Origin of the sequence: Nocardioides caricicola (assembly GCF_039541135.1) — a bacterium.
Classification (GTDB): Bacteria; Actinomycetota; Actinomycetes; order Propionibacteriales; family Nocardioidaceae; genus Nocardioides; species Nocardioides caricicola.
Genome location: NZ_BAABFQ010000003.1, coordinates 814865 through 834175, shown reverse-complemented (window position 1 = coordinate 834175; position 19311 = coordinate 814865). Strand labels below are relative to the sequence as shown.

Sequence of the window (19311 nt, the reverse complement as noted above, 5' to 3'; positions counted from 1 at the left end):
TAGAGGTCACCCGGACCTCAGAAGGCGTGCGCCATGAGATCGCCGAACAGGTCGTGCTCGTCGACGTCGAGGCCGCGCGCCCTGAACCAGGTGCACACGTTCGTGCAGTCCCGCATCAGGAAGTCCAGCGCGTTCATGTTCCCGGCCAGGTCCACGATCTGCGGCAGGTCGATGATCACCAGCCGCTCGCCGGCAGCGAGCAGGTTGTACGCCGACAGGTCGCCGTGGATGATCCCCGCGCCCACCATCGTGGCCAGCGACTCGCGGAGCTGGTCGAAGTACGACGCGAGCAGCGCCGGGTCGGGACGGGTCTGGGCCAGGCGCGGCGCGCTCTCGCCCTCGTCGTCGGTGATCCACTCCATGAGGATCTCCGTCCCGTCGACCTGCACGGGGTAGGGGACCGGGAGGCCCAGCTGCCAGCAGCGGTTGAGCGCGGTCCACTCCGAGATCGCCCACTCGCTGGTGGCCACGATCTTGCCCCAGGTGCTCTTGGCCTTGAGGGCGCGCTCGTCGCGGGACCGCTTGACGCTGCGGCCCTCGGTGTACGACGCGGCGCGGTGGAACGTGCGGTGCTCGGCCCTGCGGTAGCGCTTGGCGACCATGACGACGGACTCGCCCCGTGCGTCGCTGTCCGGGACGGCGCGCTCGAGCAGGAACGCGTCGGCCTCCTTGCCGGTCTTGAGGATGCCGAGCTCGGTGTCGACCGCCGCCTGGGAGGTCACCACCCAGTCGGGGCGGGGCTCCGGGCCGCGGCTGAGCGGCTCGACGTCGAGCCAGGTGCTCCAGCGCTGGCCGTCGCCGAGGTCGTCGTACGCCTGGAAGTCGAAGACGAAGGCGGGGTCGAGCTCGGCAGCGTCGTGATCAGAGAAGTCGTGCGAGGTGAAGTCGTGAGACATCGGTGGAGGTGCTCCATGAGGTGAGAGGGGTGTGGTCTGCGGACAGGCCAACGACAGTCATGGACATGTCACGCTCCTCTCGGTCGGGCACCCGGCACTCACCGGACGACTGTGGGCAAGTGTGGAGGGTCGCGCGGAACCGCCGCAACCGAATAAGAGAACGGCCCGCCCAGGGGGTGCACCCGGGCGGGCCGTCCGTCAGGGGCGGCGCTAGCAGACGGAGTCCGACGGCTGCGGGTTCCGCAGCCCCAGCAGCGGCCGGAAGGCCAGGCCGACGTAGGTGCCCACGATCGCCATCACGCCCCACAGCCAGCCGTGCAGGCTGAACGACGCGATGCCGCTGAAGTAGGCGCCGATGTTGCAGCCGAACGCGATGCGCGCGCCGTAGCCCATCAGCAGCCCGCCGACCACCGCGCCGGCCCCGAGCCGCAGCGGGACCCGCCGGTGCAGGACGAACGCGCCGGCCGCGGCCGAGGCGATCAGGGCGCCGATGATGATGCCGAAGTCCATGACCGAGGTCTTCTCGGCCCAGATGCCCGCGTCGTACTTGGCGAGGTTCGCCGGGTCCTGCCAGAAGCCCCACGACATCACGTCCACGCCGACGGCGTCGAGGATCTTCGATCCCCACAGCGCGAACGCGAACGTCACGCCCCACGCGCCGCCGGAGATCCACAGCGTCGCGGCGTTGAGGCCGGCCAGCAGGAGCGCGCCGACCCACAGCGGCCAGGAGCCGCGGACGGCGCGGGCCGCGCCGTGCGCGACCGGGGCCGGCTCGAGGTCGGGGACCGAGCGGTTGCGGGCGAGGAGGTACGTCGCCCCGACGATCGCGGCCATCAGCACGAGCGAGGCGACCCAGGCGCCGGCGTACCCGCCGAACCAGTCGGTCAGCGACACCGGCTCCTGGCTCGGGAGCTCCATCCACCAGGGGAAGTGGTAGGCGCCGAGCGTCGCGCCGCCGACGAAGCCGGCGAGCGTCAGCAGGATCGCGGTGTGGCCGCTGCCGATCGCGAACAGGGTGCCCGACGCGCACGAGCCGCCGAGCTGCATCCCGACCCCGAACAGGAACGAGCCGACGAACAGCCCGTACCCGATCGGCGCCAGGGTCGGCAGCGTCGCGACGTCCTGGAAGCCGACGCCGTTGGCCAGGATCGGCGCGAACAGCGTGCAGGCGACCGCGAGCATCAGCATGTGCGCGCGCAGCGCCTTGCCCTGGCGCACGGCGACCAGCTGCCGCCATGCCGACGTGAAGCCGAAGCGGCTGTGGAACAGCACGAAGCCGAGCGCGAGCCCGAGGCCGAACAGCAGGGCAGGGACCTGGCCGGACCTGGTGAAGATGAAGCCGCCGAGGACGAGCGCGGCGACCAGCCCGGCGATGACGACGCCGGCTTGCGCGGGTGGCTCGGTGGCGGCGAGCGGTGCCGGTCTGCGGGTGGAGCGGACGGTGGAGGACATGACGTTCCTTTCCGAGAGTCAGTGCGTGAGCGCGCCGACGGGGGTGACCGTGCCGCCGGGGAACCAGGCGACGGTGGTCTCGTGGTGCCCGCTGCTCGCGGGCATGTAGGCCGCGCGGGACGCGGCGTAGAGGGTCAGCGGCTCCGGCTCGCCACCGCGCGCGGCGCGCCACGCGAGGTACGCCGACCCGGTGGGCGCCTGCCCGGGGAAGTACTCCGCCAGGGTCTGGCTGAACTCCCGGGCGGCGGTGCCGCGGATGTCGAAGTCCAGCGCCAGCACGGCCCCGGCCGTCGCGTCGACGACGCCCGGCGTGAGCAACCACGGCGCCAGCCAGGTGCCGTCGGAACGGATCGGCTGCTCCCGCAACGGGCGGGCGCTCACCGCGCCGAGGTGGCGGGCCGCCGTGCCCCAGCCGCTGACGACGACCAGGGCGTTCCGGGCGCCCGGTGGGTCGTCCGGGGACACGACGGCCACGCCGGCCTCGGTCGCCGCCTCGCGCACCAGGCCCAGCGCGGACCGGCTGCGCGCGGAGTCGTCGTACTCGACGGCGAGCTCCTCGACGCCCCGGTCCACGAGCATCCGCACCATCGAGCGCAACGCCTCGGCGTCGCCGGCGTGCAGCCCGTCGCCCGGGCACTCGGCCGGAGGCGGCCCACCCGCGAGCACCGCGGCGCTCGCGGCGGTGAGGCACTCCGGCCCCTCGGCCCCGGTCCAGGTCGCGGTCTCGGGACGGTCGGTCCCGGTCTCCACCGTGAACGGCAGCCGGTGCTCGCGGCCGTGGGTGACGACGACGGTGCCGGAGCCGGGCGGCAGGTCGACGACGGCCCACAGCCCGTCCGCGCCGGGTCGCGGCACGGCGCGGACCAGGTCGTCCTCGCCGGTGCCGACCAGCACCGGCGGACCGGAGCGCCCGTGGTCGTGGGCGCTGTCGACCCGGACCAGGTTCGGCCCGGGCCGTGCCGGCGCGACGGTGACCGTGAACGTCACGTCGTCGTGCCGCAGCCGCTGGACGCTCGGCACGCCGGGGGTCCGTGCGCCGCCGAGGACCTGCTGGCCCTGGGCCTGCCCCGACCACTGCTGCTCCAGGGCGTTGCCGGAGCGGTGCTCGTCCGAGCCCGCGGCGACGGCGTACGACGCCGCCCCCACGAGGAGGCCGCCGGCGATGACGGCGGCCCCCACGCGAGCGGCGTTACCTGATGTCGTCATCGGCGGTGACGAACAACATCGAGTGCGGCTTCGCCGGACCCCAGTCGCCGTGCGGCCAGGACTCCCGGTCGAAGTCGATGCACGACTCCCCGCTGGTCTCGTCGACGAACTCCTCGTCGAGCGAGAGCGTCGCGTCGTCGTTGACGTCCGCCACGCAGACCCGGTGGTCGCCGTTGAGGCCGGTGCGGGCCACGAAGTAGTTGGAGTACGCGATCCGGCGCACGTCCGAGGTCTCGTGGTAGTACCCGTCGTCGCCGAGCTCGAGGTTGTCGAGCGTGCCCCAGTGCGGGCCACCGGGCGCGGAGAGCGTGTCGACGATCGCGGGGCAGTCGCTCTCGGCGCCGCCCGCGACGGTCTCCTCGATCGTGTCGATGTTGCACGCCACGTCGGTGCCGGACGCCAGCAGGTCCTGGATGTCCAGCTTGAGGATGTACGACGGGCTGCCCGCGTCGGTGCCGGCGGGCGTGCGCCCGGCGACCGCGACGTACAGGTACTTGTCGTCGAGGCTGGTCTGCGTCCAGCCCGCGTTGGAGCCGCCGCCGTACGGGTTGCGGGACGGGTCCTCGGCCTTGTTCGACGCGGTGAGGTCGAACACCTCACGCCACTCCGGCTGCTCGGCGGTGATGTCCGGCGAGTAGTAGATCGCGCCGCCCTGCATCGTGCTGGCGAACGCCCCCTTGTGCTCGGGCAGGTTGGTGACCGTGGTCTCCATCGCCGCGCGCGGCTCCTCCTGGTGCGGGACCCGCCCGACGCGCGGGCCGTCCGGCAGGAAGGACACCGCCTTCAGCTTCGGGTGGTCCAGGTCGGAGATGTCCCACGTGCGCACCGTCGGCCGCCGCAGGTACGACGACGGCGCCTGCACCGGGTTGAGGATGATGTTGCGCGGTTCGTTGTAGTCACTGGTGATCAGCACGTCGAGGTCCTCGCGCGCCTGGATGCCGTGCGGGTTCGCGCACGTGGCGGCAGCGAGCTGCGGGATGTTGTCGCAGCGCTGCTCGTTCTCGGCGGTCTTGGGGGTGGCCGGGGCCTCGAACACGGTCTTGCCGTTCTCGTCCAGCCGGACCAGCTCGCCGGGGGAGCCGGCGAAGCCGTTGCCGATGCGCGTGGTGCCGTCGGAGTACGTGCAGGGACCGGGGACGTCCGGGCCGCCCATGTAGGTGCCGAACGCGCCGCCGTCCTTGGTGACCCAGTAGGCGTCGGGGACCGAGCCGCAGAGCGTGTCGGTCGGCAGGTTGACGTGCTTCAGCTCGAGCGCGGGCAGCTTGCTGGTGTCGATGACGTAGGTGACGTCGGTGAACAGCCCGCCGGCGAAGATGTTGTTGCCCTTGTGCCAGATGTACTGCATGTGGTGCGGCTCGTTCTCGACCAGCGGCCCGACGGTCGCGGTGTTCACGACCTTGCCGTACGTCGAGGAGCCCTTGGTCGCGTCGACGACCGCGAAGAAGTCCGGCCCGATCTGGTCGCCCTTGCCGAGCAGGTCGGGCGTGATCACGTCGGGTAGCGACGTGAGCTGCTTGCCGCTGCGGTCCAGGACGTTGTTGTCGCCGGCCCACACGACGAGGTACTCGCGGCGCAGCCCGTCGTCGGGCACGGTGCCGCCGCTGTCACCGCCGCCGAGCACCGGGAGCTTCGGGATGACGTCGCCGAGCCCGAGGTCCTGCAGGACGGTGGTCGGCACCAGGTCGGTGCGCAGGTTGTTGGTGAGCCAGTAGGTCTCGCCGTCGCCGCCGAGCACCGTGTTGGTGAGCTCGTTGACGACGCCGCTGTTGAAGATGCCCTGGAGCGCGGCGTTGAGCGCGGCGATCGCCGAGGCGGCGATGTCCACCGGCTGGCCGGGATCGCTGGCGGGATCCTGGGCAGGCTTCGGCTCCTGGGCCGAGACGGCGGTGCCGCCCAGCATGATGACGAGTCCGGCGGCTGCCGTGGCAGCGAGCACGCGCCGGATGAGGGAATGCTTGTGCAAGGTCTTTCCTCCGAGATAGAGGCCCCATGTGGCCTTCCTGACAAGCGAGTCAGTGCGGGTGGTTCAGGCGGCACCTCCCCAGTGGCTGGCTCGCAGGCTCGCCTGCTCTTCCGTCGTGGTGGGGATCGCCAGCTCGGCGACCCGCTCCCAGGCGTCGTCGACGTGGACGACGCTGCGGCCCATCCGGTGGAGCACGCTGGCGGCGACGCCAGCCCGGTAGCCGGAGCGGCAGTGGACCCAGAGCTCGCCGGAGGGCAGCTCGAGGCCGCGGGCGTCGGCGTCCTGCACGGGCAGGTGCAGGGCGCCGGGCAGGTGGCCGGCGTCGTACTCGTCGCGCTGGCGCACGTCGACGACGACCTTCGGTCCGGCTGCGTCGAGGAACTCCTGCCAGGTCGCGCGGCGGTACGTCGCGGTCAGTGGGGTGGAGGGCGCCAGCAGGTGCGTGCCCGGACCGTCGATGCCGATCGCGGCGAGGTCGTGCAGCGCGGACTGGATGTCGTCGGGACGGTCGCACAGGAGCACCAGGTCGTCGTCCCACGGCACCAGCCAGCCGACGTACGTCGCGAACTGCTGGCCGTACTCCACGCTCACGGTGCCCGGCAGGTGCCCGGCGGCGAACGACGCGCGGTCGCGCAGGTCGACGACCCACCGCCCCGCGAGCACCGCGTCGGTCACCTCGTCGGCCGTGACCGGACGTGCCGGCCGGGGGAGGGCGCGGCCCGCGCCGGCCCGGTTGAGCGGGGCCATGTGGTCGTAGTACGACGGCACGGGTCCGTAGCCCGCGACCAGGTCGGCGACGAACCGCTCGAGCGGGACGGTCAGCGCCGGGTTCGTCGTGCGTTGCTCGCCGACCGTGACCGGGCCGTAGGACGGCGTCGTCGACGCGCCGGCGCAGAAGCTGCCGAAGCCGTGGGTCGGGAGCAGGAGCGTGCCCGGGGCGAGGTCGCCGAGCAGCCGGGCGCTGGCCCACTGCTGGCGGGCCAGCGCCTCGGTGAGTTGCTCGTCCACCAGGTCGGTGCGACCCACCGTGCCGTGCAGGAGGCTGCCGCCGCTGAGCACCGCCGCCGGCGTCGCGGGCTGGTCGAGGTGGCGCACCAGGAACGACTGGTGGTGCCGGGTGTGGCCGGGAGTCGCGAGCACGGTGACCTCGAGCCGGCCGACCGGCACGACGTCCCCGTCGCGCACCCCGACGCGCTCGAACGAGACCGGCTCGTCGGCCGACACCAGGTAGTCGGCGCCTCGGCGCCGGGCCAGCCCGAGGGCGCCGGACACGTAGTCGTTGTGGATGTGCGTGTCCGCGACCGCGGTGATCTCGACACCGGCCGCCTCGGCAGCGGCCTCGACCGGCCCGGTGTCCCTCGGCGGGTCGACCACGAGAGCCTGCCGGCCGTCGTGCACGAGGTGGCACCGGTTGCCGAGCTCGGGGATCTCGAGGGGGACCACGTGCATCTGCCGCTCCTGTTTGTTGTCTAAGTCGAGTGAACTACTACGGTTATATCACGATCCTCGAACTCGGCTAGGTTGCTCGCGTGATCCGTCGCTCCCTGGCCCTCGCCGTCGTCACCGGGCTCCTCGTGACGCCGCTCGTGTCCTCCCAGCCGGCCTCCGGTCGGGCCGAGGACCCGCCCGGCTCCGCGGGCATCGGCGACCCGTACTTCCCCCTCGACGGCAACGGCGGCATCGACGTGGAGTCCTACGACATCCACGACCGCTACCGGTTCGGCGACCGCCGGCTGTCCGGCTGGACCCGGGTCACGCTGCGGGCGACGGCCGACCTCTCCGGCTTCAACCTCGACCTGCTGCTGCCCGTGCAGTCGGTCCGGATCGACGGCGCCGACGTCGCGTTCGAGCACGACGGGCACGAGCTGGTCGTCGACCACGCCGTGTCGGAGGGCGAGCTCCTCGACGTCGTCGTGAGGTACGCCGGCCACCCCGGCCACTACTCGTACGCCGGCGAGAGCAACTGGCTGGCCGACCGGCACGAGGTCGTCGCGATGAACCAGCCGCACATGGCGCCGTGGTGGTTCCCGTCCAACGACCACCCCCTCGACCGCGCGGACATCACGATCGCGATCACCGCGCCCCGGGACAAGCAGGTCATCGCCAACGGCAAGCGGGTCGGTCGCACGGTGCAGGGCCGACTGGCCACCACGACCTGGCGACCGGACGAGCCGATGGTGCCCTACCTCGCGTTCTTCGCCGCGGGCGAGTTCGCCGTCGCGCAGGGCAAGGACCACGGCCACCCCTGGGTGGTCGCGGTGTCCAAGCGGCTGCCCCAGGACCTGCGTGCCCGGGGCATGTCGCTGCTGAAGAAGTCCGCGGCGCACACCGCGTGGATCGAGGACGTGCTCGGCGCGGACTACCCGTTCTCCACCACCGGCGGCGTCGCGACCAGCCTCGAGCCCGGGTTCGCGCTGGAGAACCAGACCCGGCCGACGTACTCGCCGGGCAGCCTGAACACCGCGACCGTGATCCACGAGCTCGCCCACCAGTGGTTCGGCGACTCGGTCGCCGTCGAGGGCTGGAAGGACATCTGGCTCAACGAGGGCTTCGCGACGTTCTTCGAGGTCTACTACGCCGAGGAGCACGGCGACCTCACCGGCGACCAGTGGCTGCGCGACCAGTACGACGGCATCGGGGCGAACAACGACTTCTGGGACCACGAGGTCGCGGACCCGTGCCCGACGTACGAGAACTGCGTCAGCAGCATCTTCGCGTGGTGGGTCTACAACCGCGGCGGCATGGCGCTCCAGGCGCTGCGCAACGTGATCGGGGACGACGACTTCTTCGAGGTGCTGCACCGCTGGGTCACCGACCGCGAGGGCGGCAACGGCACGACGTCGCAGTTCGAGGCGCTCGCCGAGGAGGTCAGCGGTGAGGACCTGGACGCGTTCTTCCAGGCCTGGCTGCACGACATGTCGAAGCCGGCCGACACCGCCGCGAACGGTCTCGGCTGAGCGATCTCGGGGCCGTTTCGAGCGGCGCTGGCCAGGGAAGGGTCCGGCCACGGCCGAACCCCTGTTGGGCCGATCCCTCTGGCCCGTTGGAGGATCTGATGCGACATGGGTTCGCGATCCTGACGCTCGTGTTGTCCATGACGGTCGTGACGACCGTGCCGGCCGGGCAGGCCTCCGCAGACGGCCCCCGGCTCTGCGGGTGGGGCTCGAAGTACAAGAAGTCCGCCTCGACCAAGTTCGAGCCCGGTCCCGCGGCGTTCACCCTCGCCATCGACAACCGCGGCAACCCCCAGGCGCAGGTCGAGACGTGGACCGTCAGCAAGACCCGGACGGTCACGCACAGCAAGAAGAAGTCCGGCCAGGTGGCCACCTCGGTCTCGGCCGGGCTGAAGGGGATCGCCGAGGCCAAGGTCGACTCCACGTTCAGCCGCGAGCGCAGCACGGAACGGGCCGTCAGCGTGTCCGTGACGACGAGCTCGCAGCGGACCTTTCCCGCCGACACGTTCAGCAGCTGGACCAGGGGCATCTACACGGTCACGGCCAAGGCCGTCCACCTGTGCTGGAAGCCGAGTCAGCAGGAGTGGGTTGTGGTGGGCACCGACGTGCAGAAGTGGCCGGTGATGAACGCCTGGAAGTTCAAGGTCATCCGGCGCGGCTGACCTCAGCCGAGCAGGGGACTGACGAGCTTCGCGGCCAGGCTGGGCAGCCGGGTCAGGGACTCCTCCGCGTCGGCGAGCGTCATCGCGTGCAGCCCGGCGTTGATGCCCAGCCACCGCAACGGCTCCCGTTCCCACGCGGGGGAGCGGTGGCCGACCCACGGCAGCGCGGTGAGCTCGGAGTCGTGGCCGAGCACGAGGTCGCGCAGCGTGCGGCCGGCGAGGTTCGTCGTGCTCACCCCGTCCCCGACGTACCCGCCGGCCCAGCCGAGTCCGGTCTCACGGTCCAGGCCGACGGAGGCGCACCAGTCGCGCGGGATGCCGAGCGCGCCGCCCCACGCGTGCGTGACCCGGGTGCCCTCGAGCACCGGGAACAGGTCGGTGAGCGTCGCGTAGAGCCGGGCGAACACCTTCTCGTCGCGGTCGAACTCCGGCCGGATCCGGGATCCGAAGTGGTACGGCGCCCCACGGCCGCCGAACACCAGGCGGTCGTCGGCGGTGCGCTGTCCGTAGACGATGAGGTGCCGGTGGTCGGTGAAGGTCTCGCGTCGGGCGAGCCCGATCTCGTCCCACGTCGAGGCGGGCAGCGGCTCGGTGGCGATGATCAGCGAGTAGACCGGGACGACGGTGCGCTCCTCCCCGCGCAGCGAGGGCGTGTAGCCCTCCGTCGCCCGGATCACGGTGGCCGCACGCACGTCGCCGTTCGCGGTGTGCGCGCGGCCGGGCTGGATCGCCCGGACCGGGCTGCGCTCGTGGATCGTGACACCGCGCCGCTCGACGACGTCGGCGAGGCCGCGGACCAGCCGGGCCGGGTGGATCGCCGCGCAGTCAGGGGTGTACGTCGCGCCGATGGTGCGGCTGCCGCGCAGGATCGCGGTCGCCTCGTCGCGGCCGAGCAACCGGAGGTCGTCCTCGCCGCGGTCCCACTCGCGCGCGTGCTGGACCTCCGCGCGGGCCCGGCGCAGCTGCGCCCTGCTCCGCGCGAGGGCGATCGTCCCGCCCCGGGCGATGTCGGCGTCGATGCCCTCGGCGGCGGCGACGCGGACGACCTCGTCGACGGTCGCGCGCATCGCCCGGTGCTGGGCGATAGCGCCGTCGCGGTCCGCCATCTGCGCGAGTGTCCCGGCGGAGGCGGGGAACAGCGCCGAGCACCAGCCGCCGTTGCGCCCGGACGCGCCGTACCCGGCGGTCTCGGCCTCGAGCACCACGATCCGCAGGGAGGGGTCGGCCTCGGCGAGGTAGTACGCCGTCCAGAGCCCGGTGAATCCCGCACCGACGATCGCGACGTCGGCGTCGACATCGCCGGCCAGCGCCGGGCGCGGCGTCCAGTCGGTCTCGACGGTGTCGTGCCAGAGGGAGAGTCGCTCCCAGTGTGGGTCGACCATCGAGATCAGCGGACTCCCCACGAGTAGGTCTGCTTGCGCAGCCGGAGGTACATGAACGTCTCGGTCGAGACGACCGTCGGGATCGTGCGGATGTGGCCGGAGATCAGCTCGAGCAGGTGCTCGTCGCTCTCGCACACGACCTCGACGAGCAGGTCGTAGGAGCCGGCGGTGACCACGACGTAGTCGACCTCCTCGAGCTCGGCGATCGCGTCGGCGACGGGCTCCAGCGGGCCGCTGACGCGGACGCCGACCATCGCCTGCCGGGCGAAGCCCAGCTCGAGCGGGTCGGTGACCGCGACGACCTGCATCACGCCGCCTTCGATCAGTCGTTGCACACGCTGGCGGACGGCCGCCTCCGAGAGCCCGACGACCTTGCCGATCGCGGCGTACGAGCGGCGGCCGTCTTGCTGCAGCTGCTCGATGATCGCCTTGGACACGTCGTCGAGCTGGACGGCGCTGCGTCCCGGGTTCCTTGCCATGCAGGCATCGTATACAAGCGATTTCGTTGCGAGAACGTTTCATATCGACGGGATCGCTTGTTCAGCGCGGGCATGCATGGCACGATCCGAGCCATCGAGCCGAATGTTGCCGAAGGGAGTCGCATGCCGCCGGAGTCACCGGGTCGCCGTGGTGGCCTGTCGCGCCGGAGCCTGCTGAAGGGAGGCGGCGTCGTCGCCTTCGGCGGGCTGAGCCTGGCCGCGCTCCAGCTGCCGTTCTTCGAGGTCCAGGGGGCCCAGCAGGATCCGAGCCTCTGCACGGCGCCGGACGTCTCGGCCGAGGAGATGGAGCTGATCATCTCCAACTGGCCGGGCTACATCGACCCGCGCAAGAACCCGAACGGCACCTTCCAGACGTTCCAGAGCCAGACCGGGATCTCCGTCGCCTACACCGACGACGTCAACGACAACGCCGAGTTCTACGCCAAGGTCCGCAACCAGCTCGGCGCCTGCGAGCCGATCAACCGCGACATGATGATGCTGACCGACTGGATGGCGGCGCGGATGATCGGGCTCGGGTGGATCCAGCCGATCGACAAGGCCAAGGTCCCGAACCTGCACGCGAACCTGATCGACCCGCTGCGCGACAAGCAGTGGGACCCCGACCTGGAGTTCCACGCCCCGTGGCAGAGCGGCCTGACCGGCATCGCCTACAACGCCGCGAAGACCGGGGAGGTGAAGAGCTTCGAGGAGCTGCTCAGCCGCGCGGACCTCAAGGGTCGGATCACGCTGCTCTCGGAGATGCGCGACACGATGGGCTTCATGCTCCGGGTCGTCGGGGCGGACCCGAAGAGCTTCACCGACGCCGAGTGGGAGAACGCGATCGACCGGCTCCGGAAGGCGGTCGACGACGAGCACGTCCGCCAGTTCACCGGCAACGAGTACATGCAGGACCTGGCGGCCGGCAACATCCTCGCCTGCGAGGCGTGGTCGGGCGACGTGATCCAGCTGCAGCTCGACGACCCGAACATCAAGTTCGTGGCGCCGGAAGAGGGCCTGTCGCTCTGGAGCGACAACATGATCGTCCCGAACCTCGCGGCCCACCGGGCGAACGCCGAGAAGTGGATCGACTACTACTACGAACCGGCGGTCGCGGCGAAGCTCGCCTCGTGGGTGAACTACATCTGTCCGGTCAAGGGCGCCCGCGAGGAGATGGAGAAGATCGACCCCTCACTGGTCGACAACGAGCTGATCTTCCCCTCGGACGAGCTGCTCGCGAACACGTTCGACTTCATGCCGCTGACCGACCAGCAGCAAGTCAAGTACGAAGGAGACTGGTCCGATGTCACAGGTGGCTGAGACCAAGGGCGCCGATGCCGCGCCCGCCCCGGATGCGACGTACGACGGGCTGCGGCTGCGCGGCCTGACCAAGTCGTTCGCGGCGTTCACGGCCGTCGACGACCTCGACCTCGACGTACCGCGCGGTTCGTTCTTCGCGCTCCTCGGGCCGTCCGGCTGCGGCAAGACCACGACGCTGCGGATGGTGGCCGGGCTCGAGACGCCGACGTCCGGGTCGATCACCCTGGCCGGGCAGGACATCACCTATGCCAAGCCGTACAAGCGTCCCGTTAACACGGTGTTCCAGAGCTACGCGCTGTTCCCGCACCTCGACATCCACGAGAACGTCGCCTTCGGCCTCAAGCGGCGCAAGGCCAAGGACGTCGACGCGCAGGTCCAGGAGATGCTCGACCTGGTCGAGCTCGAGGCGCAGGCGCGCAAGCGGCCGGCACAGCTCTCCGGCGGCCAGCAGCAGCGGGTCGCGCTGGCGCGGGCGCTGATCAACAAGCCCGAGGTGCTGCTGCTCGACGAGCCGCTCGGCGCGCTCGACCTGAAGCTGCGTCGGTCGATGCAGATCGAGCTCAAGCGGATCCAGACCGAGGTCGGGCTGACGTTCATCCACGTCACCCACGACCAGGAGGAGGCCATGACGATGGCCGACACGGTCGCGGTGATGAACGCGGGCGTGATCGAGCAGATGGGCAGTCCGGCCGAGCTCTACGAGAACCCCCGCAGCACGTTCGTCGCGAACTTCCTCGGCCAGTCGAACCTCATCGAGGGCCGCGTGCTGAGCCGCGCCGCCGACCTCGTCAGCGTCGACATGCACGGCATCAACGTCTCGGTCCCCGTCGACCGCTCGCACACCGACGGCGACATGGGCTGGATCGGGATCCGCCCCGAGAAGGTGCTGATCGGCGAGCCCGGCGAGGCGCTCGACGCTCCGGGCAACACCATCCCCGGTGGTGTGATCAGCGACGTCAGCTTCGTCGGCGTCAGCACGCAGTACCTCGTGCGGATGCCGTGGGGCCAGGAGCTCCAGGTGTTCGCGCAGAACACCGGCCGCAGCCGGCTGTTCAGCCAGGGCGAGCCGGTCGAGCTGTCCTGGCGACCCGAGTACGCGTTCCTCCTCGACCACGCGCAGGACGCCCGGGCCGGCGCCCAGAAGGACGACGAGTGACCCGGCGCAAGGGCAGCCTCGGCTACCTCCTGCTCGCCCCGGCCGCGTTGTGGCTGGTGCTGTTCTTCGTCATCCCGTTCTACTCGCTCGTCGCCACCAGCCTGTTCGACCCGTCCGGCTCGGACTTCCGCGGCTACGAGATGACGTACCACTGGCAGAACTACGTCGACGTCGTGGAGGAGTACTGGGAGCCGATGCTCCGGTCGCTCTGGTACGGCGCGCTCGCGACGTTCTTCTGCCTGATCCTGGGCTACGTCCTCGCCTACGCGATCGCGTTCAAGGCTGGCCGGTGGAAGAACCTGATGCTGGTGCTGGTCATCGCGCCGTTCTTCACCAGCTTCCTCGTGCGCACGCTGTCGTGGAAGCTGATCCTGGCCGACGACGGCTGGATCGTGGACTTCCTCCAGACCCTGCACATCCTCGGTGCGGACGGTCGGCTGCTGGTCACGCCGGTGGCGGTGGTCCTCGGCCTGACGTACAACTTCCTGCCGTTCATGGTGCTGCCGCTCTACGCGAGCATCGACAAGATCGACCACCGGCTGATCGAGGCCGCCGGGGACCTGTACGCGAACCCGGTCGTCGGGTTCTTCAAGGTCACCTGGCCGCTGTCGCTGCCCGGCGTGATCTCGGGGACGCTGCTCACGTTCATCCCGGCCGCCGGGGACTACATCAACGCGCAGCTGCTCGGCGGGCCGAACCAGCGGATGGTCGGTGGTGTGATCCAGAGCCTGTTCACCGACGCCAACGACTATCCGTCGGCGGCCGCGCTGTCGGTGATCATGATGGTCGGGATCATCGCGATGGTGCTCGTCTACGTGCGCCGGGCCGGGACGGAGGAGCTCCTCTGATGCGCTGGTTCCGCAACAACCTCGTGCTGCTGCTCGGCATCGCCGTGCTGATCTACACCTTCATCCCGATCGCGATCGTGATCCTGATGAGCTTCAACGACCCGGACAACCGGCTGGTCTACAGCTTCGACGGGTTCACGCTGCAGAACTGGCTGAACCCCTGCGAGCCCGACGGCATGTGCGGCTCGCTGTGGACCAGCATCCAGATCGGCTTCCTGTCGACGCTGTTCGCGACGATCCTCGGCACCCTGGCGGCGTTCGCCCTGGTCCGCCACGACTTCCAGGGCCGGTCGTCGTCGAACCTGCTGATCTTCATGCCGATGGCCGCGCCCGAGATCGTGCTCGGCTCGTCGCTGCTGGCGCTGTTCGTGGCCGCCGGCTTCGCCGGCCAGCTGGGCTTCTGGACGATCCTGATCGCCCACATCATGTTCTGCCTGTCGTTCGTCGTCGTCACCGTCCGAGCCCGACTCGCGGGCCTCGACGACAACCTCGAGCAAGCGGCGATGGACCTCTACGCCACACCGAGACAGACGTTCTGGCGGGTCACCTTCCCGCTGGTGTTCCCCGGCATCCTCGGCGCCGCACTGCTCAGCTTCTCGCTGTCCTTCGACGACTTCATCATCACCAACCTCAACGCCGGCAACACCACGACGTTCCCCATGTACGTCTGGGGCGTCTCCCAGCGCGGCGTCCCGATGCAGGTCAACGTCATCGGCACCGTGATGTTCATGATCTCGATCCTGATCGTCGTCGGTGGCGAGGTCACCTCGCGGCGCCGCAACGCCAAGCTGGCCTGACTCGACCGTCGAGAGACGCGAAACGGCCCCGACACGCCGAACGTGCGGGGCCGTTTCGCGTCTCTCGACGGTCCCGGCGCAGCCGGGCCCACGAGGCTCAGAGCATCTGGCCGGCCTTCTCCAGGACGCTGCGCAGGATCTGCTCCATCTCGTCGAAGTGCTGCTGGTCGCAGATCAGCGGGGGAGAGAGCTGGATGACCGGGTCGCCGCGGTCGTCGGCGCGGCAGTAGAGGCCCTCGGCGTACAGCTGCTTGGAGACGAAGCCGAACAGGATCCGCTCGCACTCCTCCTCGCTGAACGTCTCGCGGGTGGTCGTGTCCTTGACCAGCTCGATCCCGTAGAAGTACCCGTCGCCGCGGACGTCGCCCACGATCGGGAGGTCCAGCAGCCGCTCGAGGGTCGCGCGGAACGCGCCCTCGTTGGAGCGGACGTTCTCGAGGACCTTCTCCTCCTCGAAGATCTCGAGGTTCTTCAGCGCGACCGCGGTGGAGACCGGGTGGCCGCCGAACGTGTAGCCGTGGGCGAACATCGCGCCGTCCTCGAGGAACGGCTCCATCAGCTTGTCCGAGGCGATCATCGCGCCGAGCGGGGCGTAGCCGGAGGTGATGCCCTTGGCGCAGGTGATCATGTCGGGCTGGTAGCCGTAGCGCTCCGCGCCGAACATGTGGCCGAGCCGGCCGAAGGCGCAGATGACCTCGTCGGAGACCATCAGGACGTCGTACTCGTCGCAGATCTCGCGGACCCGCTGGAAGTACCCGGGCGGCGGCGGGAAGCAGCCGCCGGCGTTCTGGACGGGCTCGAGGAACACCGCGGCCACGGTGTCGGGCCCCTCGTTCTCGATCGCGACCGCGATCTGGTCGGCCGCCCAGCGGCCGAACGCCTCCGGGTCGTCGCCGTGGATGGGCGCGCGGTAGATGTTGGTGTTCGCGGCCCGGAACGTCGAGGGCACCAGCGGCTCGAACTGCTGCTTGAGCGGCGGCAGGCCGGTGATCGACAGCGCGCCCTGCGTGGTGCCGTGGTAGGCGATCTGGCGGCTGATGACCTTGTGCTTCATCGGCCGGCCGGTGAGCTTGAAGTAGTTCTTCGCGAGCTTCCACGCCGTCTCGACCGACTCGCCGCCGCCGCTGGAGAAGAAGACCCGGTTCAGGTCGCCGGGCGCGTACGACGCGACCTTCTCGGCGAGCTGGATCGCGGCCGGGTGGGCGTAGGACCACAGCGGGTGGAACGCGAGCTCCTTGGCCTGGGCCGCGGCCGCGTCGGCGAGCTCGGTGCGCCCGTGGCCGAGCTGGGAGACGAACAGCCCGGCGAGCCCGTCCAGGTAGCGCTTGCCCTGGGCGTCGTAGATGTAGGCGCCCTCACCGCGCACGATGATCGGGACGTCCGCCTCGTCGTAGGAGGAGTGCCGCGTGAAGTGCATCCACAGGTGGTCCTTCGCGGCGCGCTGGAGGTGCTCGTAGTCCGGGTACATGGCACCCATGGTGCGCGGTCGACCGCCTCCGAAGCAAGTGAATCAGTCGTCTGAGCGCGTGATTTGCGCGGATTCCGAAGGAATCTGCCGTGATAGACATTGCCCATGACCCGCTACGGCCCCCAGTTCGGACCCGACATCACGTTCCTCGGCGTCGACCGGGTCGACCTCGACGACGCGGCCGCGCTCGCCGCCGCGGACGTCGTGGTCGTGGGCGCGCCGTTCGACGGGGGTACGTCGCACCGCCCGGGCACCCGGTTCGGCCCGATGGCGATCCGGCAGACCGACTACCTCCCCCACGACGGCTCACGCCCCCACCTCGCGCTGCGCGTCGACGCCCTGCAGGACCTCACCGTGCTCGACGCCGGCGACGTCGAGATGCCGCCCGGCGAGATCGAGCGGTCGCTGGGCAACCTCGAGGAGGCGGTCTACGCCGTCGCCAGCGCGGGCGCCGTGCCGCTGGTCCTCGGCGGCGACCACTCGATCGCGTTCGCCGACGCGAAGGGGCTGGCTCGCCACGTCGGGTTCGGCAAGGTCTCGATGATCCACTTCGACGCGCACGCCGACACCGGCGACATCGAGTTCGGCTCGCTCTGGGGCCACGGCCAGCCGATGCGCCGGCTGATCGAGTCCGGCGCGCTGCGCGGCGACCGGTTCCTCCAGCTGGGGCTGCGCGGCTACTGGCCCGGACCCGAGACCCTCGGCTGGATGGCGGAGCAGAACATGCGCTCCTTCGAGATGACCGAGATCGGCCGGCGCGGGCTCTCGGCCTGCCTCGACGAGGCGTTCGAGATCGCGCTCGACGAGTGCGACGCGGTGTTCCTCTCGGTCGACATCGACGTGTGCGACCCGGGCCACGCACCCGGCACGGGCACCCCGGAGCCCGGCGGCCTCTCCGCGCGCGAGCTCCTCGACGCCGTGCGCCGCATCTGCATGGAGCTCCCCGTCGCGGGCATCGACGTGGTCGAGGTGTCGCCGCCGTACGACCACGCCGAGATCACCGCGTTCCTCGCCAACCGCGTGTGCCTGGAGGCGCTGTCCGGGCTGGCGGTCCGCAAGCACGGGATCACGCACGACCCGGCCGGCCCGCTGCTGGAGGGCCGATGACCAGGCTGCGCGCGGCGGCGGCGTTCGACGGCCACCGCCACCTCGGCCCGACCGAGATCGAGGTCGCGGACGGCCGGATCACGGCGGTCCGCCCGTCGAGCGGTCCCGCCGACGTCGCGTTCCTGTCGCCCGGCTTCACCGATGCGCACGTCCACCCGATCCAGGGCGGGCTGGAGCGGCTGCGCTGCGACCTGTCCGAGGACGAGACCCGCGAGGACTACCTCGCCCGCATCAAGGAGTACGCCGACGCGCACCCCGACCGCGAGTGGATCCTCGGCGGCGGCTGGGCGATGCCGGCGTTCCCGGGCGGCACCCCGACGGCAGCCGACCTCGACGCCGTGACCGGTGGCCGGCCGGCGTTCCTGCCGAACCGCGACCACCACGGCGCGTGGGTGAACAGCAAGGCGCTGGCCATCGCCGGCATCGACGAGCACACCCCGGACCCGCCCGACGGCCGGATAGAGCGCGACGCGGACGGGCGCCCGAGCGGCACCCTGCACGAGGGCGCGACGGCGCTGGTCTCCCGGCACGTCCCGCGCACCAGCGGCGAGGAGTACTACGCCGCGCTGCTCGAAGGGCAGTCCTTCCTCCACTCGGTCGGCGTCACCTCGTGGCAGGACGCGATCGTCGGCGCCTACTCCGGCATGGACGACCCGGCGTCGACGTACACGACGGCTGCGGCCAACGGCGACCTGACGTCGTACGTCGTCGGCGCGCTGTGGTGGGAGCGCCGGCTCGGCGTCGAGCAGGTCGCGGACCTGGTCGGCCGTCGCGAGACCATGAGCGGCGGGCGGTTCCAGGCCACCAGCGTGAAGATCATGCAGGACGGCGTCGCCGAGAACGGCACGGCCTCGATGCTGCTGCCGTACCTCGACAGGTGCGGCCACCCGACCGACAACACCGGCCACTCGTTCCTGACCGCCGAGGCGATCCGCGACGCGATCCGAGCGCTCGACGCCGCGCGGTTCCAGGTGCACGTGCACTGCATCGGCGACCGCGGCACGCGCGAGGCGCTCGACGCGTTCGAGGGCACCGACCCCGCTCTGCGCCACCACGTCGCGCACCTGCAGCTGATCCACCCCGACGACGTGCGCCGGTTCGCCGAGCTCGGCGTCGCCGCGAACATGCAGATGCTGTGGGCCTGCCTGGACGACCAGATGGTCGAGCTGACCATCCCGTTCCTGGGCCAGGAGCGCAGCCGCTGGCAGTACCCGTTCGGCGACCTCCACCGCACCGGGGCGCGGCTGGTCGCCGGCAGCGACTGGCCGGTCAGCACGCCGGACCCGCTGGCCGCCATCCAGGTCGGTGTCACGCGGCGCGAGCCGGGCGGCGAGCCGCTGCTGCCCGAGCAGGCGCTCGACCTCGACACCGCGTGGTCGGCGTACACCTCCGGGTCGGCCTGGGCGAACGGCCGAGACGACGCCGGGGTCCTGGCTCCCGGCGCGGTCGCGGACCTCGTGGCGCTCGACCGCGACCCGTTCGCGGGGCCGCCCGAGCAGATCGCCGATGCGCGCGTGCTCACCACCTGGATCGACGGAAGCCCCGTCTTCGAGGCCTGAATCAACGAAATCCGAACGAAAACGCCGGTCAGCCCTACAGATTCCGTTGTGCTACCTCTAGGGTC

The 19311-nt window shown here is 70.8% G+C and carries 16 protein-coding genes; 8 read left to right on the top strand and 8 right to left on the bottom strand.

All coding sequences use genetic code 11. The features are described from left to right. Positions 1–17: 17 nt before the first annotated feature. The 5 genes from ABD875_RS05790 to ABD875_RS05770 all read right to left on the bottom strand — a co-directional run bounded on the left by ABD875_RS05790 (position 18) and on the right by ABD875_RS05770 (position 6966). Complete coding sequence (locus ABD875_RS05790) at positions 18–896, bottom strand: serine protein kinase RIO (protein WP_345172137.1); 879 nt, start codon at positions 894–896, stop codon at positions 18–20. 210 nt (positions 897–1106) lie between these two features. Then, positions 1107–2348 carry a YeeE/YedE family protein gene (locus tag ABD875_RS05785; RefSeq protein WP_345172135.1) on the bottom strand — a complete coding sequence of 414 codons (1242 nt, stop codon included), beginning with the start codon at positions 2346–2348 and terminating at the stop codon, positions 1107–1109. Between the two features lie 18 nt (positions 2349–2366). Further along, entirely contained in the window at positions 2367–3527 is a 1161-nt protein-coding gene (locus tag ABD875_RS05780) for a type 1 periplasmic-binding domain-containing protein (protein ID WP_345172133.1), read from the bottom strand. Positions 3528–3537: 10 nt separating this feature from the next. After that, positions 3538–5490 carry a hypothetical protein gene (locus ABD875_RS05775; protein ID WP_345172131.1) on the bottom strand — a complete coding sequence of 651 codons (1953 nt, stop codon included), beginning with the start codon at positions 5488–5490 and terminating at the stop codon, positions 3538–3540. Positions 5491–5580: 90 nt separating this feature from the next. After that, positions 5581–6966: a rhodanese-like domain-containing protein gene (locus ABD875_RS05770; protein ID WP_345172129.1), complete on the bottom strand. Its 1386-nt coding sequence runs from the start codon at positions 6964–6966 to the stop codon at positions 5581–5583. 80 nt (positions 6967–7046) lie between these two features. Between ABD875_RS05770 and ABD875_RS05765 the strand changes: the two genes are divergently transcribed. Beyond that, a complete protein-coding gene (locus tag ABD875_RS05765) occupies positions 7047–8474 on the top strand; it encodes a M1 family metallopeptidase (protein WP_345172127.1) in 1428 nt (475 codons plus the stop codon). 98 nt (positions 8475–8572) lie between these two features. After that, a complete protein-coding gene (locus tag ABD875_RS05760; RefSeq protein ID WP_345172125.1) occupies positions 8573–9133 on the top strand; it encodes a hypothetical protein in 561 nt (186 codons plus the stop codon). 2 nt (positions 9134–9135) lie between these two features. On the opposite strand, the gene ABD875_RS05755 is transcribed toward ABD875_RS05760, so the two are convergent. Further along, complete coding sequence (locus ABD875_RS05755) at positions 9136–10536, bottom strand: NAD(P)/FAD-dependent oxidoreductase (RefSeq protein WP_345172122.1); 1401 nt, start codon at positions 10534–10536, stop codon at positions 9136–9138. Then, entirely contained in the window at positions 10521–10994 is a 474-nt protein-coding gene (locus tag ABD875_RS05750; protein ID WP_345172120.1) for an Lrp/AsnC family transcriptional regulator, read from the bottom strand. The genes ABD875_RS05755 and ABD875_RS05750 overlap by 16 nt, the downstream gene beginning before the upstream one ends. A gap of 123 nt (positions 10995–11117) precedes the next feature. Between ABD875_RS05750 and ABD875_RS05745 the strand changes: the two genes are divergently transcribed. Genes ABD875_RS05745 through ABD875_RS05730 form a run of 4 tightly spaced genes read left to right on the top strand, consistent with a single transcriptional unit; the run spans position 11118 to position 15112 of the window. Next, the gene (locus tag ABD875_RS05745; RefSeq protein ID WP_345172118.1) at positions 11118–12311 is read left to right on the top strand and encodes an ABC transporter substrate-binding protein; all 1194 of its coding nucleotides are present in this window, start codon (positions 11118–11120) and stop codon (positions 12309–12311) included. Continuing rightward, positions 12295–13467 (top strand): ABC transporter ATP-binding protein, encoded by a 1173-nt coding sequence (locus ABD875_RS05740; protein WP_345172116.1) that lies wholly within the window; start codon positions 12295–12297, stop codon positions 13465–13467. The genes ABD875_RS05745 and ABD875_RS05740 overlap by 17 nt, the downstream gene beginning before the upstream one ends. Next, positions 13464–14315, top strand: a complete 852-nt coding sequence (locus tag ABD875_RS05735; protein ID WP_345172113.1) for an ABC transporter permease — start codon at positions 13464–13466, stop codon at positions 14313–14315. Before ABD875_RS05740 ends, ABD875_RS05735 begins: the two co-directional genes overlap by 4 nt. After that, positions 14315–15112: an ABC transporter permease gene (locus ABD875_RS05730; RefSeq protein WP_345172111.1), complete on the top strand. Its 798-nt coding sequence runs from the start codon at positions 14315–14317 to the stop codon at positions 15110–15112. The genes ABD875_RS05735 and ABD875_RS05730 overlap by 1 nt, the downstream gene beginning before the upstream one ends. Positions 15113–15209: 97 nt before the next feature. Here the strand turns inward: ABD875_RS05730 and ABD875_RS05725 are convergent, their stop codons facing one another. Beyond that, complete coding sequence (locus tag ABD875_RS05725; protein WP_345172109.1) at positions 15210–16580, bottom strand: aspartate aminotransferase family protein; 1371 nt, start codon at positions 16578–16580, stop codon at positions 15210–15212. A 105-nt stretch (positions 16581–16685) separates the two neighbouring features. Here ABD875_RS05725 and speB point away from each other — a divergent pair, with 105 nt between their 5' ends. Both speB and ABD875_RS05715 read left to right on the top strand, forming a co-directional pair. Then, on the top strand, positions 16686–17687 hold the full coding sequence (gene speB, locus ABD875_RS05720; protein WP_345172107.1) for an agmatinase: 1002 nt from the start codon (positions 16686–16688) through the stop codon (positions 17685–17687). Further along, complete coding sequence (locus ABD875_RS05715) at positions 17684–19246, top strand: amidohydrolase (protein ID WP_345172105.1); 1563 nt, start codon at positions 17684–17686, stop codon at positions 19244–19246. The genes speB and ABD875_RS05715 overlap by 4 nt, the downstream gene beginning before the upstream one ends. Positions 19247–19311: the final 65 nt, after the last annotated feature.

Coding starts and splice junctions, on each gene's coding strand:
- ABD875_RS05790 (WP_345172137.1), bottom strand. CDS start 896: ATGTCTCACGACTTCACCTCGCACGACTTCTCTGATCACGACGCTGCC.
- ABD875_RS05785 (WP_345172135.1), bottom strand. CDS start 2,348: ATGTCCTCCACCGTCCGCTCCACCCGCAGACCGGCACCGCTCGCCGCC.
- ABD875_RS05770 (WP_345172129.1), bottom strand. CDS start 6,966: ATGCACGTGGTCCCCCTCGAGATCCCCGAGCTCGGCAACCGGTGCCAC.
- ABD875_RS05760 (WP_345172125.1), top strand. CDS start 8,573: ATGCGACATGGGTTCGCGATCCTGACGCTCGTGTTGTCCATGACGGTC.
- ABD875_RS05750 (WP_345172120.1), bottom strand. CDS start 10,994: ATGGCAAGGAACCCGGGACGCAGCGCCGTCCAGCTCGACGACGTGTCC.
- ABD875_RS05745 (WP_345172118.1), top strand. CDS start 11,118: ATGCCGCCGGAGTCACCGGGTCGCCGTGGTGGCCTGTCGCGCCGGAGC.
- ABD875_RS05740 (WP_345172116.1), top strand. CDS start 12,295: ATGTCACAGGTGGCTGAGACCAAGGGCGCCGATGCCGCGCCCGCCCCG.
- ABD875_RS05730 (WP_345172111.1), top strand. CDS start 14,315: ATGCGCTGGTTCCGCAACAACCTCGTGCTGCTGCTCGGCATCGCCGTG.
- ABD875_RS05725 (WP_345172109.1), bottom strand. CDS start 16,580: ATGTACCCGGACTACGAGCACCTCCAGCGCGCCGCGAAGGACCACCTG.
- speB (WP_345172107.1), top strand. CDS start 16,686: ATGACCCGCTACGGCCCCCAGTTCGGACCCGACATCACGTTCCTCGGC.
- ABD875_RS05715 (WP_345172105.1), top strand. CDS start 17,684: ATGACCAGGCTGCGCGCGGCGGCGGCGTTCGACGGCCACCGCCACCTC.